The organism is Speluncibacter jeojiensis (assembly GCF_029589495.1).
Taxonomy (GTDB): Bacteria; Actinomycetota; Actinomycetes; order Mycobacteriales; family Mycobacteriaceae; genus Speluncibacter; species Speluncibacter jeojiensis.
This window is the reverse complement of the sequence record NZ_JAAIVF010000001.1, coordinates 84,235-105,099: the sequence shown is the minus strand read 5'-3', so window position 1 is coordinate 105,099 and position 20,865 is coordinate 84,235. Positions and strand designations below refer to the sequence as shown.

General features: G+C 69.2%; 23 protein-coding genes and 3 tRNA genes. 10 read left to right on the top strand and 16 right to left on the bottom strand.

From position 1 onward, the window contains the following. Positions 1-17: 17 nt before the first annotated feature. Both G4X40_RS00520 and G4X40_RS00515 read right to left on the bottom strand, forming a co-directional pair. Positions 18-635 carry a response regulator gene (locus G4X40_RS00520; RefSeq protein ID WP_277829499.1) on the bottom strand — a complete coding sequence of 206 codons (618 nt, stop codon included), beginning with the start codon at positions 633-635 and terminating at the stop codon, positions 18-20. After that, positions 632-1,894: a sensor histidine kinase gene (locus G4X40_RS00515; protein WP_277829498.1), complete on the bottom strand. Its 1,263-nt coding sequence runs from the start codon at positions 1,892-1,894 to the stop codon at positions 632-634. The genes G4X40_RS00520 and G4X40_RS00515 overlap by 4 nt, the downstream gene beginning before the upstream one ends. 190 nt (positions 1,895-2,084) lie before the next feature. Between G4X40_RS00515 and G4X40_RS00510 the strand changes: the two genes are divergently transcribed. From G4X40_RS00510 to G4X40_RS00500, 3 genes are all read left to right on the top strand, one after another. Then, the gene (locus G4X40_RS00510) at positions 2,085-3,125 is read left to right on the top strand and encodes an ABC transporter permease (RefSeq protein WP_277829497.1); all 1,041 of its coding nucleotides are present in this window, start codon (positions 2,085-2,087) and stop codon (positions 3,123-3,125) included. A 52-nt stretch (positions 3,126-3,177) separates the two neighbouring features. Beyond that, a complete protein-coding gene (locus G4X40_RS00505; protein WP_277829496.1) occupies positions 3,178-3,882 on the top strand; it encodes an ABC transporter ATP-binding protein in 705 nt (234 codons plus the stop codon). A 123-nt stretch (positions 3,883-4,005) separates the two neighbouring features. Further along, on the top strand, positions 4,006-5,043 hold the full coding sequence (locus tag G4X40_RS00500; protein WP_277829495.1) for a PucR family transcriptional regulator: 1,038 nt from the start codon (positions 4,006-4,008) through the stop codon (positions 5,041-5,043). A gap of 9 nt (positions 5,044-5,052) precedes the next feature. Here the strand turns inward: G4X40_RS00500 and bcp are convergent, their stop codons facing one another. Further along, positions 5,053-5,526 carry a thioredoxin-dependent thiol peroxidase gene (bcp, locus tag G4X40_RS00495; RefSeq protein WP_277829494.1) on the bottom strand — a complete coding sequence of 158 codons (474 nt, stop codon included), beginning with the start codon at positions 5,524-5,526 and terminating at the stop codon, positions 5,053-5,055. A gap of 86 nt (positions 5,527-5,612) precedes the next feature. Here bcp and G4X40_RS00490 point away from each other — a divergent pair, with 86 nt between their 5' ends. Further along, positions 5,613-5,834 (top strand): DUF3618 domain-containing protein, encoded by a 222-nt coding sequence (locus G4X40_RS00490; protein ID WP_277829493.1) that lies wholly within the window; start codon positions 5,613-5,615, stop codon positions 5,832-5,834. Positions 5,835-5,974: 140 nt separating this feature from the next. Here the strand turns inward: G4X40_RS00490 and G4X40_RS00485 are convergent. After that, positions 5,975-6,047: transfer RNA gene (locus G4X40_RS00485), tRNA-Lys, on the bottom strand. Between the two features lie 361 nt (positions 6,048-6,408). Here G4X40_RS00485 and G4X40_RS00480 point away from each other — a divergent pair. Beyond that, the gene (locus G4X40_RS00480; RefSeq protein ID WP_277829492.1) at positions 6,409-7,134 is read left to right on the top strand and encodes a hypothetical protein; all 726 of its coding nucleotides are present in this window, start codon (positions 6,409-6,411) and stop codon (positions 7,132-7,134) included. 73 nt (positions 7,135-7,207) lie between these two features. Here G4X40_RS00480 and G4X40_RS00475 read toward each other — a convergent pair whose 3' ends face one another. Continuing rightward, positions 7,208-7,471: a hypothetical protein gene (locus G4X40_RS00475; protein ID WP_277829491.1), complete on the bottom strand. Its 264-nt coding sequence runs from the start codon at positions 7,469-7,471 to the stop codon at positions 7,208-7,210. Between the two features lie 143 nt (positions 7,472-7,614). Here G4X40_RS00475 and G4X40_RS22870 point away from each other — a divergent pair, with 143 nt between their 5' ends. Then, positions 7,615-7,878: a dihydrofolate reductase family protein gene (locus G4X40_RS22870; RefSeq protein ID WP_332844323.1), complete on the top strand. Its 264-nt coding sequence runs from the start codon at positions 7,615-7,617 to the stop codon at positions 7,876-7,878. Here the strand turns inward: G4X40_RS22870 and G4X40_RS00465 are convergent. Together G4X40_RS00465 and orn are read right to left on the bottom strand one after the other, a co-directional pair. After that, positions 7,867-7,942: transfer RNA gene (locus G4X40_RS00465), tRNA-His, on the bottom strand. The two genes, G4X40_RS22870 and G4X40_RS00465, sit on opposite strands and share 12 nt — an antisense overlap. Positions 7,943-8,018: 76 nt before the next feature. Then, entirely contained in the window at positions 8,019-8,624 is a 606-nt protein-coding gene (gene orn / locus G4X40_RS00460; RefSeq protein ID WP_277829489.1) for an oligoribonuclease, read from the bottom strand. A gap of 106 nt (positions 8,625-8,730) precedes the next feature. Here orn and G4X40_RS00455 point away from each other — a divergent pair, with 106 nt between their 5' ends. Next, on the top strand, positions 8,731-10,257 hold the full coding sequence (locus G4X40_RS00455; protein ID WP_277829488.1) for a helicase HerA-like domain-containing protein: 1,527 nt from the start codon (positions 8,731-8,733) through the stop codon (positions 10,255-10,257). A gap of 70 nt (positions 10,258-10,327) precedes the next feature. Here the strand turns inward: G4X40_RS00455 and G4X40_RS00450 are convergent, their stop codons facing one another. The 4 genes from G4X40_RS00450 to G4X40_RS00435 form a co-directional block, all read right to left on the bottom strand. After that, positions 10,328-11,536, bottom strand: a complete 1,209-nt coding sequence (locus tag G4X40_RS00450; protein ID WP_277829487.1) for a globin domain-containing protein — start codon at positions 11,534-11,536, stop codon at positions 10,328-10,330. Between the two features lie 33 nt (positions 11,537-11,569). Continuing rightward, on the bottom strand, positions 11,570-12,022 hold the full coding sequence (locus G4X40_RS00445) for an RrF2 family transcriptional regulator (protein ID WP_277829486.1): 453 nt from the start codon (positions 12,020-12,022) through the stop codon (positions 11,570-11,572). Between the two features lie 145 nt (positions 12,023-12,167). Then, the gene (gene cmrA, locus G4X40_RS00440; protein ID WP_277829485.1) at positions 12,168-12,971 is read right to left on the bottom strand and encodes a mycolate reductase; all 804 of its coding nucleotides are present in this window, start codon (positions 12,969-12,971) and stop codon (positions 12,168-12,170) included. Positions 12,972-13,053: 82 nt separating this feature from the next. After that, on the bottom strand, positions 13,054-14,109 hold the full coding sequence (locus G4X40_RS00435; RefSeq protein WP_277829484.1) for a zinc-dependent alcohol dehydrogenase family protein: 1,056 nt from the start codon (positions 14,107-14,109) through the stop codon (positions 13,054-13,056). A 237-nt stretch (positions 14,110-14,346) separates the two neighbouring features. Between G4X40_RS00435 and thpD the strand changes: the two genes are divergently transcribed. Further along, positions 14,347-15,261: an ectoine hydroxylase gene (gene thpD / locus G4X40_RS00430; RefSeq protein ID WP_277829483.1), complete on the top strand. Its 915-nt coding sequence runs from the start codon at positions 14,347-14,349 to the stop codon at positions 15,259-15,261. 3 nt (positions 15,262-15,264) lie between these two features. Here thpD and G4X40_RS00425 read toward each other — a convergent pair whose 3' ends face one another. Both G4X40_RS00425 and G4X40_RS00420 read right to left on the bottom strand, forming a co-directional pair. Next, a complete protein-coding gene (locus G4X40_RS00425; RefSeq protein WP_277829482.1) occupies positions 15,265-17,295 on the bottom strand; it encodes an NADPH-dependent 2,4-dienoyl-CoA reductase in 2,031 nt (676 codons plus the stop codon). Between the two features lie 67 nt (positions 17,296-17,362). Continuing rightward, complete coding sequence (locus tag G4X40_RS00420) at positions 17,363-17,908, bottom strand: PadR family transcriptional regulator (RefSeq protein ID WP_277829481.1); 546 nt, start codon at positions 17,906-17,908, stop codon at positions 17,363-17,365. 126 nt (positions 17,909-18,034) lie between these two features. Between G4X40_RS00420 and G4X40_RS00415 the strand changes: the two genes are divergently transcribed. Together G4X40_RS00415 and G4X40_RS00410 are read left to right on the top strand one after the other, a co-directional pair. Beyond that, a complete protein-coding gene (locus tag G4X40_RS00415) occupies positions 18,035-19,006 on the top strand; it encodes a CHAD domain-containing protein (protein WP_277829480.1) in 972 nt (323 codons plus the stop codon). A gap of 318 nt (positions 19,007-19,324) precedes the next feature. Beyond that, a complete protein-coding gene (locus G4X40_RS00410) occupies positions 19,325-19,888 on the top strand; it encodes a hypothetical protein (RefSeq protein ID WP_277829479.1) in 564 nt (187 codons plus the stop codon). A gap of 175 nt (positions 19,889-20,063) precedes the next feature. Here the strand turns inward: G4X40_RS00410 and G4X40_RS00405 are convergent, their stop codons facing one another. The 3 genes from G4X40_RS00405 to G4X40_RS00395 all read right to left on the bottom strand — a co-directional run bounded on the left by G4X40_RS00405 (position 20,064) and on the right by G4X40_RS00395 (position 20,782). Next, complete coding sequence (locus G4X40_RS00405) at positions 20,064-20,330, bottom strand: hypothetical protein (RefSeq protein WP_277829478.1); 267 nt, start codon at positions 20,328-20,330, stop codon at positions 20,064-20,066. A gap of 62 nt (positions 20,331-20,392) precedes the next feature. Then, entirely contained in the window at positions 20,393-20,542 is a 150-nt protein-coding gene (locus tag G4X40_RS00400) for a hypothetical protein (protein WP_277829477.1), read from the bottom strand. A gap of 166 nt (positions 20,543-20,708) precedes the next feature. Then, positions 20,709-20,782, bottom strand: a tRNA-Arg gene (locus G4X40_RS00395). Positions 20,783-20,865: the final 83 nt, after the last annotated feature.

Sequence of the window (20,865 nt, the reverse complement as noted above, 5' to 3'; positions counted from 1 at the left end):
CGCGGGCACTGCCGCTCTCACAGCAGCCCGCGTTTGCGCGCCTCGACGACGACCTTCGTGCGGCTGTCCACGCCGAGCTTGCCGAAGATGTGCACCAGGTGCGACTTGACGGTCGCCTCCGAGATCGTCAGTGCGCGGGCGATGTCGCGGTTCGAGTCGCCGTGCGCGAGGCGCCCGACGATCTCGAGTTCGCGGGCGGTCAGCGCCGTGTCGGGCGACTGCATCCGTCCGAGCAGTCGCGAGGCGACAGGGGGAGCGAGGACGGTCTCGCCCTCGGCTGCCGCGCGGATAGCGCGGATCAGCTCGTTCGGATCGGCGTCCTTGAGCAGGTATCCGGTCGCGCCGGCCTGGACGGCACGGAGGATGTCGGCGTCGGTGTCGTAGGTGGTCAGGATCAGCACGTGCGGCGGATCGGGAAGTGCGCGGATCATCTTGGTGGCCTGCACGCCGTCCGCGCCGTCGCCGAGTCGCAGGTCCATCAGCACCACGTCCACGTCACCGACCCCCGCGCGGGCTACCGCGTCGACGGCATTGCCTGCCTCCCCGGCCAATTCGAGCCCCTCGGCGGGCTCGAGCACCGCGCGCAGCCCGGCCCGCACCACCGGATGGTCGTCGACGAGCAGCAGCCGGATCACGACGGCACCCCCGGACGCTCGTCCGCGGAAGAGGGTTCGGCCGCCGCAGGTTCGATCGGCGCGGGTTCGACGGGGACGGTGGCGCGCACCGCGGTGCCGCGGCCGGGCTCGGATTCGATGGTCAACTCGCCGCCTCTCTCGGTGATCCGTGCGCGCATCGAGGTCAGACCATAGCCGGAGCCGTCCGCGCGGATCCCGCCGACCGCGGCCGGGTCGAAGCCGGCGCCGTCGTCGACGATGTCGATGCTGATCTCGTCGCCCTGGAAGGTGAGCGTGATGGTGGCGTGCCGGGCGCGGGCGTGTTTGCGCGCGTTCGACATGGCCTCCTGGGCGGCACGCAGCAACGCCACCTGCACCGAGGTGTCGAGCGTGCGGACAGCGCCGTCGTGCCGGAACTCGGTGGGCAGGCCCAACTCGGTGCTCTCCTGCGCGAGCGCGCCCAGTGCCTGCGTCAGCCCGTTGCGTTCGATGGCGACAGGATCGAGGCCGCGGATGAACTGCCGGGTCTCGGCGAGCGCCGCCAGCGTCGTCTCGAGCGCGGTCCGCAACTGGTTATCCCGTTCCGACTGCGGGTCATCGGATTTCGCCGGGGCCAGCGCGGCCCGCAACAGCAGCGCAACACTGGCCAGGCTCTGTCCGACGGTGTCGTGGATCTCGCGGGCCAGGCGCTCACGCTCGCCCAGCATGCCCGCCTCCCTTTCGCGAGCCGCCAGCGCCTGCTGGGTGGCCATCAACTCCTGCAGCAGCCGCCGGCGTTCCTCGGACTGCGCGCGCAGCCCCTGGTACACACCGGTCATCACGACGGCCGAGGCGATGCCGACCGTGGGTCCCAGGATCGCGCCGATCACCCACTGCCCCTGGTGGATTCCGAACGCGACGACGGTGGCGACGGTCACCGTGATCACCAGCGGGAGTGCGGCGCGCGGCGGAAACAGATGCCAGATGAGCATCGCCAGCAGGAACGCGAGCCAGATGAACTCCGAGGAAAGGCTGATCAGCCCGAACCACAACACGATCAGCCCCAGCAGCCACAGCCGGGGGATCAGCGCGCCCGGCTGCCGCGACGCCCACACGGCGCCGGCGCAGTACCAGAGGGCGGTCACCACCGCCGCGCAGATCGGCGCCCACTCGGTCGACGTGGTGAGCACCGCCCGGATGGTGCCGATGGCCAGCAGCACGGTGAACAGCACGTGCCCGGCGATCAGCACGTACCGGTCGGCCTCGGCGGTGCGCTCGGGACTCTCGATGGGGGACTGCACGCGTCCAGTATGGGTGGAATCCGCGGTCGTCGCCGCGTCTACGACTTTTGATGGATACGGACGTCAACCCGATGACGGCGAAAGACCCATCCGCGCACCGATGTGCCGTTGACCTCGGGAAACGATGCTGGATGGCAACAGTTGACGTGGCTCGCCCCGCGTCTGCCGGCTAGCCAGGAGGTTGACGCCGATGTTCATCGGTATCCGTGACATCAAGTACGCCAAGGGACGCTTCGCGCTCATCGTGTCGGTGATCGCGATGATGACGTTCATGGTGGTCGCGCTGTCCGCGCTCACCAACGGATTGCAGAGTCAGTCGATCTCCGCGATCACGCGGCTGCCCGGCCAGACCCTGGTGCTGCAGTCGGGCATCGACGGCCAGGCGCCGACACTGTCGGAGTCCACGCTCGGCGACGCCGAGGTCGCCGCGCTGCGACAGCAGCACCCCGGCGATGTGGCCGAGCTCGGCGTGACCACCACCCGTCTGATGCACGACGGAAAGGCCACGGCGGCAGCGGTGTTCGGTGCCGATCCGCGACTGATGCCGGGCGCAGCCGACGGGTCGCAGCCCAACTCCGGCGGGTTGATGCTCGACTCGACCACCGCGGACGACCTGGGCGTGAGCATCGGCGACACGGTGACCGCCGGCGGGGTGACCCTACGGGTCGACGGCATCGGCGACACGGGCTCCTACGCCCACACGCCGGTCGTCTACGCACCGGTGGACACCTGGAACGACATCTCGCACACACAGGGTCTCAATGCGGTCGTGTTGATGTCCGGCAGCTCGACGGTGTCCGGGACGACCGCGCTGCCGATGGACAAGGCCACCACCGCGGTGCCGGGGTACGGCTCGGAGCACGGGTCGCTGCTCGCGATGCAGGGACTGCTGCTGGCCATCTCGGCGCTGGTCGTCGGCGCGTTCTTCGCGGTGTGGACGATCCAGCGGCTGCGCGACCTCGCCGTCGTGCGGGCCATGGGCGCCGACCGCTGGTACCTGCTGCGCGACGGGCTCGGCCAGGCACTGCTGGTGCTGGTCCTCGGCGAGGCGATCGGCGCGGCCCTGGGCATAGGGCTGGCGCTCGCGGCCGCCGGTGTCGTACCGATCGCCCTCACGGCCGGCGGCATCGTCGTGCCGATCGCGGCGATGACCGTGCTCGGTGCACTGGGCGCGCTGCTGGCGGTCCGCAAGGTCACCGTGGTGGACCCGCTGGTCGCGATGTCCGCCTGAGTCCAACCGAACCGACCGAACCGACCGAACCGAAGGACGAGGAGCCGAAACAATGAGCCTGAACCTGTCGAACGTCACGCTGACCTACCCCGACGGCCGTGAGCGGCTGACCGCGCTGGACTCGGTCGACCTATCGGTGCGCGCAGGCGACTTCGTCGCCGTCACCGGACCGTCCGGTTCCGGCAAGTCCAGCCTGCTCGCGGTCGCCGGGACGCTGGTCACGCCCGACTCCGGCGTGGTCGTCGTCGACGGCATCGAGGTGTCGGAGCTGTCCTCCGCGGACCGTGCCCGGGTGCGCCGCGACCACATCGGCTTCGTATTCCAGCAGGACAACCTGTTGCCGTCGTTGACCGCGCTCGACCAGTTGCTGCTGACCGCGCACGTCCGCCGGCGTCGGCCGTCGAAGCATCGCGCCGAGGCGATGGCACTGCTCGACGAGGTCGGTCTGGCCGACTCCGCGCAGCGCCGCCCGCACGAGCTGTCCGGCGGCATGCGGCAGCGGGTGAACATCGCCCGCGCGTTGATGGGCGAGCCCTCGCTGCTGCTCATCGACGAACCGACGTCCGCGCTGGACATCGAACGGGGCCGCGCCGTGGTCGCGCTGATCTCGCGCCTGGTGCGCGAGCGGAATCTGGCGGCGGTGCTGGTCAGCCACGATCTGGACACGCTCTCGCCCGGACAGCGCACCGGGGTCGACGCGACGGTGCACATGCAGGACGGCCGGATCGACACCCGCGTCGCCCACGCGGCGGCCTGACCGAGAACCCTAGTCTGCGCGGAGAAGGGGAGGATCGTCGATGTCGCTTGTGCACGACGTGCGGTCGGCCGCGGATCGGCCGCGGATCGGCCGGCGTCGGACGGCCCGTCCGGGGGCCTGGCCGTGAGCTGCCTGGAACTGGCCACGCTCACGGTCGAGCGCGGGCACCTGCCCACTGCCGGTGAGCTGACGGCGATCCGGTCGCACGCCGCGGACATGACGCGCGCCGGTGTACCGATCGAACGGGTGCTCTCGGCCTGCCACTGCGCCATCGAGTCCGCCCACGACCGCGTCCTCGACCGGATGATGCCGGGCGAGAAGCGGATCCAGGACAGCGCCCACCTGTTGTTCGCGCTTGCCCAGCAGGTCAGTGTGGTCGCCGCGACTGCGTGTGCGGTGGAGACGCTGCGGCCCGGCATGGACGGGACCGACGGGACCGTGAACGTCGCCGCGCTGGTCCGTGCGCTGCTCGGCAGCGCGGACGCGTCCTCGACGCTGCTCCGATGGGGTGTCGAGGTCGCCGACGAGTATCTGGTGGTCGTGATCGCGGCCGACGGTACGCAGGCGGCCGACGCGCAGGAACCGCTGCTGACGGCGCTCCAGACCGCGCTCGGAACCGATTCGGGTGCACCGCTGTTGGCGTCGTCCGATGCGGGCCACGTCACCGTGCTGCTCCCCGGGACCCCCGGTCGCGACGAGGTGGCCGCGGCGCTGCGCCGAGCCTCGGCGGCGGCCGGGGCCGAGCTCGTCGGGGCAGCCGTTCAGGCCGCCACCGCGTTGCTGCGGCCCGCGGCGGATCAGGCTCTGGACCTGCTCGCGCTGGCCTCGGTGCTGGGTCGGGCACCGGGCCTCTACGGCGTCGCCGAACTCGCGCTGGAATACCAGCTGACCCGTCCCGGTCCCGGTCGCACCCGGCTGTGCGGGCTGCTCGATCCGCTGGACCGCAAGCCCGAACTGCTCGACACGTTGCGCGTGCACCTGCGCAACGACCTGAACCGGCAGCGCACGGCCGGACTGCTGCACCTGCACGCCAACACCGTCGACTACCGGATGCGGCGGATCGCGCTGCTCACCGGGTGCGACCCGGGGCGGCCGTCGGGCGCGCGAAGGCTCAGCGCGGCGATCCTGGTCCGCGACTATCTGCGGACGAGGACCGACTGACCGGACCGCTCAGAGCGACAGGTCGCGTCGCAGCTTGGCGACGTGCCCGGTGGCGCGCACGTTGTACTGCGCGACCTCGATCTTGCCGTTCTCGTCGACGAGGAAGGTCGAGCGGATCACGCCTTGTACGGTCTTGCCGTACATCTTCTTCTCGCCGAAGGCGCCCCAGGCGGTCAGCGTGGTCTTCTCGGGGTCCGACAGCAGCGGGAAGGTCAGCTCGTCGCGCTCGCGGAACGTGGCCAGCTTGGCCGGCTTGTCCGGCGAGATGCCGACGACGTCGAGTCCGGCGCCGTTGAGTTCGGCGAGATTGTCGCGGAAATCGCAGGCCTGCTTGGTGCATCCGGGGGTCATCGCGGCAGGGTAGAAATACACGATGACCTTGCGGCCGCGGTAGTCCGACAGTGACACGTCGTTGCCGTCCGCGTCGGGCAGGGTGAACTCGGGTGCGGTGTCGCCGGGAGACAGGCGGTGGTTGTCGGTCACAATCGGTCACATTACCGATCGCGACGCATCCCCGAGCGGACCGCTGAACTACGGTTGTCGAGTCGTACGAACACATTGGAGGACACGTGCCCAGGGACACCGAGAGCATCGAGCGTGAGATCGAGCGCGCCCGCGACGAGCTGGCCAGCACGCTCGACGAACTGACCGTGCGCGCCAATCCCAAGCGTCTGGTCGACACGGCCAAGCAGGCTGCCTTCGCGAAGCTGAACGAGCCGCCGGTGCGCTACGGGCTGATCGGCGCGGGTGTGCTCGCGGTCGTGATCGTGGCGGTCAAGATCTTCCGCTGATCCGTCCGGACGGGCGGTTGTACGGACATCGGCCGGGAGCCGATCCGCGCAACCGCCCTTTCGCGTATCGCGGGGCCCGAACCGTAGCCGGACAGACGAAAAACACCCCATCCTCATCGAGAGGACGGGGTGTTTCGCTGTGCGCCGCCAGGGACTCGAACCCCGAACCCGCTGATTAAGAGTCAGCTGCTCTGCCAGTTGAGCTAGCGGCGCGTACGCGCCTCGGGGACATTCCGTTTCCGGTTGCTCCCTCGGTGCGAAGAGAACATTAACAGCTGTTGTGTCCGGATGTGAAATCGCCAGGTGAAAGTGGGAATCGGCGGCCTTTGTGGGCGTCGTCGGGCGTGGGTGCACAAGGCGTCGGACGGCCCGGTGCTTCGATTCATCCGATCGGATGAATCGGCCCCCTCGATCTACAGGAAACCCGCAGGTGAAATGGGAGTGTTCCGGGCGGGTCCTTGTGTTATTGGACGCATGTCCGTATAAAAGCGCGGGAGTGTTTCAACTCACATCGGGCGACGGGCGACCAGCCTTCGCACCGCACCCTCTCGTGCAGCTTTTGATCGGAGTTCCCATGTCCCGCATCTCGATGCGCCGCGCCGTCGCCACCGCGGCTGCAGCCACCATGGTCGGCGCCGGCCTCACCGTCGGTCTGGGCAGCGGCATCGCCGCGGCCGCCGATGCGCCGGTGTGCTCGGCGTCCAGCCACGCCACCAAGAACGACATCAGCACCGTGGGCGTCACGCATACCTACGACAAGTCGGTGACGGAGCAGTTCGTGGCCGTCGGCACGACGGTCACCTACAAGATCGTGGTGGGCACCACCGGCATCGGCAACCCCTACGTCAACACCATCACCGACTATCCGCCGACTGGGTTCGGCAAGCCGATCTCGGCGAGCGTGACCGCCTACCACCTCGGCATTCCGAACGGACAGCAGACCGAGAAGGTCACGCCGGAGCCGAACGGCGCCGGCTGGAAGGTCACCAGCACCGGATGGTTCGTGAACTCGGGAAACCCGGTCACTGCGACCTTCACCTACGCGGTTCCGGCCGCGGTCAAGGTGGGCCAGCAGATCACCAGTGGCGGCATCTCCACCGCCGGCACCGTGGGCGTCGGCACCACCCTGACGGACCTGACCGCCTGCTTCACCGCGCGCGCCAAGAACGCAGGCGAATCGGTCACCGGCAGCCTCGGTCAGAGCGGCCTGGGCTCGTCCGAGGGGCAGCTCTCGAGCACGGGCTCGGTCAGTGACGTTCTCGGCGATGCGATCGGCAAGGCGATCGGCGGAATCCTCTGACGCCCTAGCTCTGCGCCGCTGGGCCCGTCCCCCGAGTTCAAGGGGGGCGGGCCTTCGGTGTCGTCGGGCCCGATCAGGCGTCGGCCGCAGCGACGACCGCGCGCGGCTCGGTGAAGACGACCGGTCCGGTGACGATGGCGGGCTCGGCGATCGGGAACTCGGTGAGCTGGACGTCGACCGCCCCGCGGGGGCAACCCACCGAGTGGATCGTGCAACTGGACCTCCTCTGCACGGACACCTCGCAGCCGGGCCGCGCCTGCTGCCACCACCCGGCCACGGCGAGGACGACGTCTCCGCACCACGGCGTGGAGTAGCCGACGTCGAGGCGGGTGCGCACCGAGCGGCCCGCGGTGATCGCCCTGCCGATCGCCTGTTGCGCCGACCGATGGCGGTGAGGGCCACGGTTCGACTGGTGCGCTCGAAAAGTATTGCGCCGACGTGCCGTTCGAGGGCTTGATGGCCTGACTGATTCGGCCGGGGGTGACGTGGAGCCGCTGCGCGGTCCGCCCGAAGTGTAGTTCGTCGGCGAGCTCTCAAACGGACCCCGGGGCGCGAACTGCAGGTGCACGGAGCTGGGAACTGGCCCGCACGCTGCACCATGTGGGTGTCGTCGACGAGTACCGCTTGCTGGTCTTCCCGGTGACCGTCGGCCCGGGCAAGCGACTCTTCGGCCCGGGCAGCTCGCCCGCACAGCAAAGAGGCGCCCACGAAACTCGTGGGCGCCTCTTTCGGTGGGGTGAGTGACGGGGCTCGAACCCGCGACACCTGGGATCACAACCCAGTGCTCTACCATCTGAGCTACACCCACCATCGTGCTCTCGCCGCCGTGCGTCGAGAGCGAACCGATACTAGCGTGCCTTCACCCGTCGGTGCCAATCGGCAGGTCAGGACGTGGGCGGAACCACCTCGGCGGCGATCGCGGCTATCTCGCCGGTCGACGGTCCCGGGCTCGCGACGAACGCGGTGCGGCGGTAGTACTCGAGTTCGCGGATCGACTCCTCGATGTCCGCGAGCGCGCGGTGCGACAGCCCCTTCTCCGGCTGCCCGAAGTAGATGCGCGGGTACCAGCGTCGGCACAATTCCTTGATCGAACTCACGTCGACCATCCGGTAGTGCAGGAACGTGTCCAGTTCCGGCATGTCCCGCGCGATGAATCCGCGGTCGGTGGCGATCGAGTTGCCGGCCAGCGGGACGGTCCCCGCGGTGGGCACGTGCGCCCGCACGTAGTCGAGGACCATCTTCTCCGCCTCGGCGAGGCTGACGGTCGACCGGCGCACCTCCTCGGTCAGCCCGGAGTTCGCGTGCATCTTCTTGACCACCGCGGGCATCGCGGCGAGCGCCGCGTCGTCGGCGTGGATGACCACGTCGACACCCTCGCCGAGCACGTTGAGGTCACCGTCGGTCACCAGTGCGGCGATCTCGATGAGTTTGTCCGAGCCCAGGTCCAGCCCGGTCATTTCACAATCAATCCATACCAATTTGTCCTGCACGACAATCACCCTAGTCAGGGCGCAGCCCGGATATGGTGCTGAGCGGGCAGATTCGTCGCCTCGGCGCGGCGATCGACGCGTGATCGTGCAACCAGGAGGTTCATCGATGACATCCGACGCCACCGCCGGTGCCGCTGCGCAGATCGCCGCCGGCTATGCGACGGGCGGGACCGCACTCGAACTCGGCACGGTCGTGATCGACGGCACCGTCGATCCGGGCGCGCAGGTACGTATCCCGCTCGCGACGGTCAACCGGCACGGGCTGATCGCCGGGGCCACCGGCACCGGCAAGACCAAGACCGTGCAGGTGATCGCCGAACAGTTGTCTGCCGCCGGGGTACCGGTCGTGCTCGCGGACATCAAGGGCGACCTGTCCGGACTCAGTGCGCCGGGCGCCGAGAACGACAAGGTGCGCGAGCGTGCACGGGACACCGGGGACGACTGGGCCCCGACCGCGTATCCGGCGGAGTTCGTCTCGCTCGGCACCGGTGGGATCGGCGTGCCCATCCGCGCGACCATCACCGGGTTCGGGCCGATCCTGCTGAGCAAGGTGCTGGGCCTCAACGCAACTCAGGAATCGACACTCGGACTGATCTTCCACTGGGCCGACCAGCAGGGGCTGGCGCTGCTGGATCTCAAAGACCTGCGCGCGGTGGTCACCCACCTCACCTCGGCCGAGGGCAAGGAGGACCTCAGGGGCATCGGCGGGGTCTCTGCGGCGACGGCCGGGGTCATCCTGCGGGCGCTGGTCAACCTCGAGGCCGACGGCGGCGACACGTTCTTCGGTGAGCCCGAACTGGATCCGGCGGATCTGCTGAGGGTGGTCGAGGGCAAGGGCGTGATCACGCTGTTCGAGCTCGGCGCGCAGGCGGCCCGCCCGCAGCTGTTCTCGACGTTCCTCATGTGGGTGCTGGCGGACCTGTTCCAGAACCTGCCGGAGGCCGGTGATCTGGACAAGCCGAAGCTGGTCTTCATCTTCGACGAGGCGCACCTGCTGTTCGCCGAGGCGTCCAAGGCGTTTCGGCAGCAGGTCGAGCAGACCGTCAAGCTGATCCGGTCGAAGGGGGTGGGGATCTTCTTCTGCACCCAGCTGCCCACCGACATCCCGAACGAGGTGCTTTCGCAGCTCGGCGCGCGGGTGCAGCACGCGCTGCGCGCGTTCACCCCGGACGATCAGGCGGCGCTGACAAAGACGGTCCGCACGTATCCGAAGACACAGGTCTACGACCTCGAGCAGGCGCTGACCACGTTGGGCACCGGCGAGGCCGTCGTCACCGTGCTGTCCGAGAAGGGTGCACCCACGCCGGTCGCGTGGACGCGAATGCGGGCGCCGCGGTCGTTGATGGACACCATCGGCGACGGCGCGATCCGCGGTGCCGCGCAGGCGAGCGAGCTCGGCGCCAAGTACCGGGAGACGATCGATCGCGAGTCCGCCTATGAGCGGCTCACCGCGAAACTCGCCGCCCATCAGGTCGATTCGCTGAATTCCCCGCCGGCACAGGGGCAGCCGGCGGGTGAGCTGGTCGAGAAGATCCTCGGCAACTCCGCGGTCAAGAGTTTCATGAGGTCGGCCGCGTCCGCGGCGGGCCGGGAGATCTCCCGGACCCTGTTCGGCGTCGGCCGGAAACGCTGACCGCCCGCCGGACTGGAGAAGGGCGCGGGCCCCCCGACAGAAAGCCCGCGCCCGTGGTGGTCGGCTCAGCTCAGCCGGCCGCCACCAGCCACTTGTCCGGACCGAACACCTCGTAGTGGATGTTGTCGGCCGGGATGTTGCGTCCGATCAGACCCTCGCGCACGAACTCCATGAACGGCATGGGACCGCAGAGGTACACCTGCGCGTCGGCGGGAACGTCGAGCTCGGCGACGTCGATCCGGCCGAGCGAGACGCCGTCGGTGCTCGGGCGGGTGCCGATGTCCTCGTACCAGTGGTGCAGGGTCGCGCTGGGCAGCTGATCGACGAGCTCCTGCAGCTCACGCCGGTGCGCCTGGCGGGCCGGCGACCGGTCCGCGTGCACGACGCGCACGGTGCGGTCGGTGGTGGTGCTGACCAGGTGGTCGAGCATGCCGACCATCGGGGTGCAGCCGATCCCGGCCGAGACGAGCACAACCGGGTCGGTGCCCTCGTCCAGCACGAGGTCGCCGTACGGCAGCGAGACCCTCAGCTCGTCGCCGTCGAAGACGTTGTGGTGCAGGAAATTCGACACTTCTCCGGCCGGTGCGCCGGCGAGTTCGCCGATCGCCTTGACGGTGATGCGCCACTCGTCGTGCATCGGCGCCCGCGAGAGGCTGTACTGACGGATCTGGTGGGCGCCGTCGGCCAGCTCCACCTGGACCGAGATGTACTGGCCGGGGCGGAAGTCGGGCAGCGGGGCGCCGTCCCTGGAACCGAGGACGAACGCCACGGTGTCGGGGGATTCCTGCACGCGGCGGCGCACGACCACCTGCTGCCAGACCTGACCGGGCTCGACGCCTGCATCGGCGTACAGCTTGCGCTCGATCTCGAGCAGGTCGTTCGCCATGGCCCAGTAGACCTCGGTCCACGCCTCCGCGACGTCGGCCGTGACAGCCTCCCCGAGCACCGCCACGATCGCCTCGAACAGGTACTTGTACACGATCTCGTACTGATCTTCGGTGATGCCGAGCGAGGCGTGCTTGTTGGCGATCCGGGACAGCAGCGCCGACGGGGCCGGCGCGTTCTCGTCGACGAGGATGGTGGCGTACACCGCGATGGCGCCGGCCAGCGCCCGTTGCTGGTCGCCGGCGGCCTGGTTGCCGCGGTTGAACAGGTCCTTCTCCAACTCGGGATGAGCGGCGAACATCTTGCCGTAGAACAGCGGCGTGATGTCGCCGATCGCGCCACCGATCGCAGGCAGTGTGGCGCGGACGACCTCGGTCGACTTGGCAGAGAGCATGGCATCCTCCCGACGGATGAGATGAGGGTCGAGCTAACGTGGCGGACGCGCTGTCAGGGACAACAGCACGCCCCGGGTCGGAGCGGCGGTCAGATCTTCGACCGTGAGGAGATCGAGTTCTGCGAAGAAGGCATCCTTGGCCCGGGCCAGCGCGTGGCGTAACCGGCACGCCTGGCTCAGGGGACAGGGGTTGTCGCCCTCGCAGTCGATCACCTCGTGCTCGCCCTCGAGTTCGCGGGCGAGCCGGCCGATGGAGACGGTCCGACCGGATTCGGTGATGTGCAGGCCGCCACCACGGCCCCGCCGGGTTTCGACGACTCCCAGCACATTCAGTCGCGCAACGACTTTCGCTGCGTGGGTGTAGGGGACGGAGAGTTCGTCGGCCACCTGGCGAGTGGTCGGGTGGCTCGGGGCCGGCCCATTATCGGTAACCGCCAGGCGCATCACGATGCGAAGCGCCAAATCGGTGAACCGGGTCAACTGCACGTTCCCAAAGGTAATTAATTGGTATTTGGGAGTCCAGTTAAAGTGAGCGCAATCACTACGATATGTAGTAGACGTGATCCGCGGTTCCGGGAACAGGGACCTAGGTCCCGGATTTTGCGGGGCTGCAACGGATTTGATTGAAAAATCAGTCACCGAGCTTCTGGTAGAACCGACCCACGATCGGCGCGGTGATCGCCCGGGGGCTGTACTGTCCGGCAAGCGACATGGCCTTGCTCAGCACGCCGGGGACGATCCGCATCTTGTTCCGGCCGAGCGAGTCGAGCGACAGCTTCGCGGTGTACTCGCTGGAGGTCCACAGGAAGTCCGGCACCATCCGGTCGACGATCGAGGCGTCTTCGGGCGCGGGCTGCTCGGTGCGCACCGGACCCGGAGCCAAAAGGGTCACGTTGACGCCGGTGCCCTTGAGTTCGCCGCGCAGTGATTCCGAGAACGTGTTGACGAACGCCTTGGTCGCCGCGTAGGTCGCGTTGTTGGGGATGGCCATGTTGCCGGCGGCGGACCCGACCATCAGGATCGCGCCCTCGCCACGCTCGATCATCCCGGGCAGCACGGCCAGCGTCAGATCGTGCACGGCGACCGCGTTGAGCTCGACCTGGGCGCGCTCGTACCCGGCGTCCAGACCGGCGACCGGTCCGAAGGTGGCGATCCCCGCGTTGTTGCACAGCACGCTGATCGGGCGCGCGGCGAGCTCGTCGACCAGGGTGGCGCGGGCGTCACGGTCGGACAGGTCGAGGCCGCGTACCTCCACGGTGACGCCGTGCTGCTCGGTCAGCCGGGCCGCCAGCGCCTCGAGCAGTTCCGTGCGGCGGGCCACGACGATCAGCGAGTGGCCGCGGGCCGCCAGATCGGCGGCCAGGGCCGCACCGATGCCGGACGAGGCGCCCGTGATCACAGCGCGGGCGTCGGCGGTCGGGGTCGGCAGGGCCATTTCATCTCCTCATCGCGGTGGTGCAGCCCGGTGATGGTACCGGCGTCCCGTGCGTGAGTTTGCGGTGTCGGGACCCCGCAACTCACGCGCCGGGGTCGAGGAGGACCTTGATCGCCCGCCGCTCGTCCATCGCCGAATACGCGTCGGCGACCTGCTCGAGCGGCAGCGTGAGGTCGAAGACCAGTCCGGGTGCGATGGCGCCCGACAGCACATCGGGCAGCAACTCGTCGATGTACGGGCGCACGGGCGCGATCCCGCCGGCGACGCGCAGGTTCCGGCTGAACAGGTACGGCATCGGGAGTTCGGGCTCGCCTGCCGGCACCCCGACGAACCCGAGCGATCCACCGGGGCGGGTCGCGCCGAGCGCCTGCCGCATCGACTCCTTCGTGCCCACACACTCGAGCACCGAGTCGGCACCGATGCCGCCGAGGAGTTCCTCGACCGCGGCGATCCCGTCCTTGCCGCGCTCGGCGACGACGTCGGTCGCGCCGAACCGACGCGCCAGATCCTGGCGATCGCCGTGCCGGGACATCGCGATGATCCGCTCGGCGCCCAGGCGTGCGGACGCGAGCACCGCGCTCAGCCCGACCGCGCCGTCGCCGACCACGACCACCGTCGAGCCCTCGCGCACGTTGCCCGAGCGGGCGGCATGGTGCCCGGTGCCGAGGACGTCGGCCAGCGTCAGCAGATGTGGATAGAGGGTGGCGTCGGGCTGCTCGGGTACGGCGACGAGGGTGCCGTCGGCGAACGGCACCCGCACGTACTCGCCCTGTGCGCCGTCGAGCGCGGAGCCGTCCGTGCTCTTGCCGCCCCACACCCCGAAGTTGACGCACGAGGTGGTGATCCCGTTCGCGCAGTGGACGCAGGTGCCGTCGCTGTGGGTGAACGGGGCGATGACGAAGTCGCCGACCCGGACGCCGGTGACGCCGCTGCCGATCTCCTCGACGATGCCGATGAACTCGTGACCGATCGGGTGCGGGGCGGTCGTCTCGCGGACACCGCGGTACGGCCACAGGTCCGAGCCGCAGACGCAACTGCGCACCACCCGCACCACCGCGTCACCCGGTGCCTCGACGCGCGGATCCGGCCGGTCCTCCACGCGGATGTCGCCGGGACCGTGGATCACTGTTGCGCGCATTGCCGTGCTCGCCTCCGTCTGTCGATGCGGTGACGGGCGGCGTCTCCGGTGGAATCGCCCGCCGGGGTCACCCTACGCGTCACGTGCCGGTGTGCATCTGCGTGCGCGGACCGATATACACGAAGGTGACCGAAGTCGGCGGAGCCGTGGTCGCCACCACTGCGGGGCGTGCGGTGCCGTCGCCCCCGACGCGTTTCGCGAGGGGAGTTCCGACCGAGGCGAGGAGAGCAACGCAACATGACAGTGGACCAGACGATGGAAGTGGCGGATTCGGCTGTGACGGACCGCTATCCGACGCGCATGGGCGAGAGTCCGCGCTGGGTGCGCCGTACCGACCCGACCGTGTGGGCGGGGAACGACGGCCCGATGACCGTGCCGGAACTGCGTGCGCACGACCGCGCCGGGTACACGGTCGTGCCGGAGGCGTTCGCAGCCGAGGAGATCCTGCGACTGCGTGCCGAGGTGTCCCGGCTGGCGGAAGATCCCGCACTGCGTGGCGACGAACGCGTCGTCCGGGAACGGGGGACCGGTGCGGTGCGGTCGATCTTCGAGGTGCACCGCGTCAGCCCGGTGATCGCGGGGCTGGTCGCGGACGACCGGATCGTCGGCAGGGCAAGGCAACTGCTCGGATCGGACGTCTACATCCACCAGAGCAGGGTCAACCTGATGCCGGGCTTCGAGGGCACGGGCTTCTACTGGCATTCGGACTTCGAGACCTGGCACGCCGAGGACGGGCTGCCCCGGCCGCGGGCGGTGAGCTGCTCGATCGCGCTGACCGACAATCTGCCCTACAACGGCGCGCTGATGGTGCTGCCGGGGTCGCACCGCACGTTCGTGCCGTGCGTCGGCCACACCCCCGAACAGAACTACCGAACCTCGTTGGTGCAGCAGCAGATCGGGGTCCCGAGCAGACGTGACGTGGAGGCGCTGGTCGCGGAGCACGGCATCGAGCAGTTCACCGGATCGGCGGGCTCGGCGCTGTGGTTCGACTCGAACATCATGCACGGCTCCGGATCGAACGTCACCCCGCATCCACGGTCGAACATCTTCCTGGTGTTCAACAGCGTCGACAACGCGCCGGGGGAGCCGTTCGCCGCCGGCGCGCCGCGACCGGAGTTCATCGCGGCGCGCACGGCCGAACCGGTGCGGTAAGGGTCAGATCGTTGCGGCGAGCCGGGTGCCCTGCGCGATGGCGCGTTTGGCGTCCAGCTCGGCCGCGACGTCTGCGCCGCCGATCACGTGATGCGTGACGCCGGCTGCGGCGAGAGCTTCGACCAGCTCGCGGACCGACTCCTGACCGGCGCACACGACGACGTTGTCGACGTCGAGCACCCGCGGGTCCTCGTGCTTGTCGCCGAAGCTGATGTGCAGGCCCGCGTCGTCGATCCGCTCGTAGTTGACACCGCGCAGCTGCTCGACGCCTTTGGCCTTGAGTGCGGCGCGGTGCACCCATCCGGTGGTCTTGCCCAGGCCGATCCCGATCGGCGTGGACTTGCGCTGGAGCAGGAACACCTGACGAGCTGCCGGGGCGGGGCGGGGCGTGGTCAGCGCGCCGCGGGCATCGTCGCCGGGACCGGCGACGCCCCATTCGGCCTTCCACTCGGCCAGGTCGAGGGTGGGGGAGCTGTCGTGGGTGAGGAACTCGCTGACATCGACGCCGATGCCGCCGGCGCCGATCACCGCGACCCGGCCGCCGACCGGCCGGCCCTCGCGCACCAGTTCCGCGTACGAGAGCACCTTCGGATGATCGATCCCCTCGATGGACGGGACGCGGGGGATCACGCCGGTGGCGACGACGACCTCGTCGTATCCGCCCTGGATGAGCTCCGCGGCCGTGACCCGGGTGTTCAACTGCACCTTGACGTTCGCGAGCTCGAGCTGGCGACCGAAGTAGCGGATCGTCTCGTCGAACTCCTCCTTGCCGGGGATCCTGCGGGCGATTTCGAACTGCCCGCCGATCTCGCTGTGCGCCTCGAACAGGTCCACCTCGTGGCCCCGCTGCGCCGCGCCGAGCGCCGCGGACAGTCCGGCCGGTCCGGCGCCGACGACCGCGACCTTCTTGGCGCGCCGGGTCGGCAGCAGTTGCAGTTCGGTCTCGTGGCAGGCGCGGGGGTTGACCAGGCAGGACACCGTCTTGTTGGCGAACGCGTGGTCGAGGCAGGCCTGGTTGCAGCCGATGCAGGTGTTGATCTCGTCCGCACGGTCCTCGGCGGCCTTGCGCACCCAGTCGGGGTCGGCCAGCATCGGTCGGGCGATCGAGATCAGCTGCGCGCCACCGCTTGCCAGGATCTCCTCGGCGATTTCGGGGATGTTGATCCGGTTGGCGGCAGCCACCGGGATGCGCACGTGCTCCGACAGCGCGGCGGTGAACTCGGCGAACGCGGCGCGCGGCACCGAGGTGACGATCGTCGGTATGCGGGACTCGTGCCAGCCGATGTCGGTGTTGAGGATGTTCACGCCGACTTCCTCGAGTTCGGTTGCCAGCGCGACGATCTCGTCCCAGGTCTGCCCCTGGTCGACCAGGTCTGCCATCGACAGCCGGAACAGGATGATGAAGTCGGTTCCCACCGCCTCGCGGGTGCGTCGGACGATCTCGACGGCGATGCGACGTCGCCCGGCCGCGGTGCCACCCCACTCGTCGGTGCGCCGGTTGGTCCGCGGTGCCAGGAACTGGTTGATGAAGTAGCCCTCGCCGCCCATGATCTCGACGCCGTCGTAGCCGGCCTCGCGGGCGAGTCGCGCGGTGCGGACGAAGTCGCGGATGGTGTGCTCGACCCCGACCGGCGTGAGTCTGCGGGGCCGGAACGGGTTGACCGGCGACTTGATCGAGGAGGCCGAGACGCTCAACGGCTGATACGAGTAGCGCCCGGCGTGCAGGATCTGCAGCGCGATCTTGCCGCCCTCGGCGTGCACGGCAGAGGTGATCTTGCGGTGGCGCAGGGCGGCGGTGTGCGAGGTCAGCTGGGCGCCGAACGGCACCAGCCAGCCGGTTCGGTTCGGCGCGTAGCCACCGGTGACGATCAGCGCCGCGCCGCCGCGTGCACGCTCCGCGTAGTACTCGGCCAGCCGGGGGATGTGCTTGGCGCGGTCCTCGAGGCCGGTGTGCATCGAGCCCATGATCACCCGATTGCGCAGGGTGGTGAAGCCGAGGTCGAGCGGGGAGAGCAAGGTCGGATACGCGGTCATCGCTGAGCCTTTCGGGGCGCGGATTCGAGTGCGGTCAGGGTCGTGTGTGCGCGGTCGGGTCGTCGGGTCAGGTCGTGGTGGGCGGGCTCAGCGCGTCGAGCACCTCGGCGCACCACTGCGCGAATCCCTCCTCGACGCGGATGCCGCCGCGCAGCACCAGGTACTGGTGCAGCTGGGTTCCGGTGAGCCGGTCGGGGGCGGGGAAGTCCCGCTTCTCGATGAGCCGGTAGAGCTCGAGCCGCTCGGCGTGCAGGTCGCGGTGGCGGGTGATCTCGGCGAGTAGCGCGGCGGGGTCGCCGTGCGCGGCGCCGCGCAGCTTGACGCCGAGTTCCTCGCGGACCTGCGAGGGTTGGCCGGGTTCGGCGATCCAGCGGCGCAGTTCCGCACGGCCCGACTCACTGGCCGTGTAGACCTTCTTGTCCGGCCGGCCCTCCTGGGCGACCGCCTCGCACGTGACCCAGCCGTCGGCGTCCATTCGCTTGAGTGTGCGGTAGATCTGCTGGTGGCTGGCGCCGACGAAGAAGCCCATCGACTTGTCGAATCGCCGGGCCAGTTCGTACCCGGTGCCGGACTGTTCGGTCAGGGACACCAGGATCGCGTGCTCGAGCGCCATGTCCGGCACGCTACCTATGCAACCGGGTGTTGTGCAACAGGATGCATATAGAACGTGCGTGACCGGCCGGAACAGCACGGGAGCGCCGCCCATCGGAGAACAATGGGGCCGGTGAGGTGGTGTCCGATGAGCGCGGGTGTCGATGGAGGTGCCGGCGGCCGGACCGTCGCGGGCGTGCCCGAAACAGATCTCGCGTCGGGGTTGCTGCTCCCGTATCTCGACGAACAGCGCGTTCGACTGGCTGACGCGGTCGCCCGCGTCGGCGCCGGAGACGATGGCAGCGGTGAGGGGGACGGCGTACACGACGCACGGGTTGCCGCGCGCCGGATACGGAGCGCGCTGCGCACCTATGCGCCGGAACTCGGCGCCGAGTCTGTCGTGCACACCCCGGTTCGGGAACTGCGTCGGCTGGGCCGCAAGCTGGCGCCCGTACGCGACCTACAGGTGCAGCGCGCCAGGCTGAAAAACGCACTCGCCGAACTTGATTCGGGGCAGTCCTGGGGTCCGGTGCTCCGGCGGCTCGATCGCGTGATCGGAGCCCGCGAGAGGGCGGCGGCTGCCGCGGCGGCGCACACGATCGGGGGCAGGCGGCTCGCCGAGTTGCTGTCGGGCCTCGACGCCCTGGCCGCGCACGCGCAGTGGGCGGAACCGGGCGTGGCACCGTCCGGCGCGGTCGGGAGGGCGCTGCGCGGTCGCCGTGACGTCGTCGATGCGGCGCTGGCGTCCTGCGGTGCGGATCGGGACGCAGGCCGGGGCGCGGACCCGGTCGATGTGGTGTTGCACCGTCTGCGCAAGGACGTCAAGACCCTGCGGTACGCGGTCGAAGTGGCGCGCCCGCTGGCGCCGGGCCGGGCTCGCGAGGTGCTGTCGGGGTTCACCGTCCTGCAGGACGTGCTCGGCCGGCACCAGGATGCCGTGGTCGCGCAGCAATGGCTGTGGGCGCTGGCGGTCGAGGCCGGGCGCCACGACGAGCCGACATTCACCTACGGCGTGCTGTTCCGACGTGAGCAGGAGATCGCCCGGGTCGACCTCGATGCGCTTCGGTCCGATTGGCGGTCGGTGCGCGCAGCGCTGGGCTCACTGCTCGACGACCTCTGAAGAGGTGCCACGGGGCTGCGAGTTCGATGCAGGCAAAGTCGTTGTCCCCAAACGCCTGTGGTCGCTGTTGCCGATGATGCTGATGGTACGCAAGGGGATCTGTGGCGCGATGACACGATAATCGAATCTATCTGCGGGGCAAGGGGTTCGAGACGAAAATCGACCGGCGACGGGCTTCGCCGTGGGGGCGGGAAAAACGTCGTCACATGATCGCTTCGGGTCTTATTCTAGTTGATGTACCTGACGGTCTCCGGCCTGTTCAGGGGCCGTCTTCGCACGATGAGGGGAGCCCCAGTGAGAATCCACAAAGCCACTGCTGTGTCTGTCCTGACGATCGCGGCGATGGGGGTCGGCGCCGGCACCGCGTACGGGGCTCCGGCGCCACCTCCCACCGGACCGTCCGTGATCCACTACGAGACGTCGGTGACGCCGAACGAGGTCGTTCAGACAGTGCTGGACTCCGGCACGTTCAAGGTCGAGGCCGGCGGTCATGCCGTCGACATCGTCGACAACGCGGGCGACACACTGGCGCGGCTGCCGATGGCCTACAAGGTCGCCGACACCGTGCTGCCGATCAGCCCGTCGGTGACCAACGGCGGCAGGACCCTGCTGTTGACCCCGGGCGTCCAACCGGTCGCGGGTGACATCAACGGTGCCTATCAGAACCTGATCAACCAGTGGGAGAAGGGCTGGGTGAACGGCGGATCGCAGGAGGCCGGCGCCGGCGCGATCATCGGCGCCGTGGTCGGATGCGTGTTCTTCCTGTTCATCGGCTGCATCCCCGGAGCGGCGATCGGCGGCACCATCGGCGGGATCAACGGGACCTCCAACGCGAACCCCGACTTCCAGCCCGCGCTCTTCAACCTGCTCGCCCAGTTCTGAGTGCACTGAGCGCCGGACGGATGGTGCGGTCGCCGGGGTTCATGGGGCGGGAACCGCCGGCGATCGAGGCCCCAGATGGAGGTGGCCACCTGTAAAGAGTTGCGCCCGCGCCGTTCCCGGCCGCGTCGTTCACACCCCTCTTCGACGCGGTCGGGGGCGCGGACGATCGTCTGGGTCACCTGGTGTCGGCGTCGACCCGTTCATCGAGCTCGCGCAGGACCGACGGCAGGTCGCCTTCGGGACCCGCGGCCGCGGTGGCGAGGTAGTGGCAGACGCTCAGCAGCCCGGCGACGAGGTGGAACGGCATGTCCGGATCGCGCAGGGCACCGAGTTTGCGCAACTCGTCCTCGACAAGTTGCGTGTCGCCCATCGTGACGCCGTCCTCGTAGGAGAGGAACAGATCGCGGGCGATCTGCAATGTCCACGCGCGGCGAGCGTCCATGCGTCCATTGTCTCGCCGCCGGTATCGCAGCGTCCACGCGACGGTGCGTGAACAAGATCGCATCACAGAAAGGTGGCCACGGCCCAGATGATCACGAAGGCGATCAACCCGCAGACGGCGAGCGTGAGCAGACCGATCGCCGTCGCCTGCACGACGCGCGAAACCGGAGCGCTGTAGCCGTCCCGGAGGAAGCGGGTCACTCGGCCGGACATCGCGGGTGGATCCTCCCCTCGTCGACCGCATCGAGCCGTGACGCAACCTGCGTCACATTCTGTCTATCGCCGGGTGGTGGCGGGGTGTGACGCCGTCGAACCGTTGAGTTTGTGGTGAGCCGGGACCGGATATCGGTGGGGCGATGCGCTACGTCCCTGGTCAGAGCGCCCCCGGCAGGACTCGAACCTGCGACCTAGAGATTAGAAGGCTCTTGCTCTATCCATCTGAGCTACGGAGGCGTGGTCCGATGCCGGACCGGCTCTGCAGTCTACTGGGCGTGACACCGAACACGCGAACCACGAGTGCCGAGGACAGCGCCGCG

Excerpts from the sequence above, each read along its gene's own strand:
- G4X40_RS00510 (WP_277829497.1), top strand. The coding sequence starts at position 2,085 with ATGTTCATCGGTATCCGTGACATCAAGTACGCCAAGGGACGCTTCGCG.
- G4X40_RS00505 (WP_277829496.1), top strand. The coding sequence starts at position 3,178 with ATGAGCCTGAACCTGTCGAACGTCACGCTGACCTACCCCGACGGCCGT.
- G4X40_RS00480 (WP_277829492.1), top strand. The coding sequence starts at position 6,409 with ATGTCCCGCATCTCGATGCGCCGCGCCGTCGCCACCGCGGCTGCAGCC.
- G4X40_RS00455 (WP_277829488.1), top strand. The coding sequence starts at position 8,731 with ATGACATCCGACGCCACCGCCGGTGCCGCTGCGCAGATCGCCGCCGGC.
- G4X40_RS00450 (WP_277829487.1), bottom strand. The coding sequence starts at position 11,536 with ATGCTCTCTGCCAAGTCGACCGAGGTCGTCCGCGCCACACTGCCTGCG.
- cmrA (WP_277829485.1), bottom strand. The coding sequence starts at position 12,971 with ATGGCCCTGCCGACCCCGACCGCCGACGCCCGCGCTGTGATCACGGGC.
- G4X40_RS00435 (WP_277829484.1), bottom strand. The coding sequence starts at position 14,109 with ATGCGCGCAACAGTGATCCACGGTCCCGGCGACATCCGCGTGGAGGAC.
- thpD (WP_277829483.1), top strand. The coding sequence starts at position 14,347 with ATGACAGTGGACCAGACGATGGAAGTGGCGGATTCGGCTGTGACGGAC.
- G4X40_RS00425 (WP_277829482.1), bottom strand. The coding sequence starts at position 17,295 with ATGACCGCGTATCCGACCTTGCTCTCCCCGCTCGACCTCGGCTTCACC.
- G4X40_RS00420 (WP_277829481.1), bottom strand. The coding sequence starts at position 17,908 with ATGGCGCTCGAGCACGCGATCCTGGTGTCCCTGACCGAACAGTCCGGC.
- G4X40_RS00415 (WP_277829480.1), top strand. The coding sequence starts at position 18,035 with ATGAGCGCGGGTGTCGATGGAGGTGCCGGCGGCCGGACCGTCGCGGGC.
- G4X40_RS00405 (WP_277829478.1), bottom strand. The coding sequence starts at position 20,330 with ATGGACGCTCGCCGCGCGTGGACATTGCAGATCGCCCGCGATCTGTTC.
- G4X40_RS00400 (WP_277829477.1), bottom strand. The coding sequence starts at position 20,542 with ATGTCCGGCCGAGTGACCCGCTTCCTCCGGGACGGCTACAGCGCTCCG.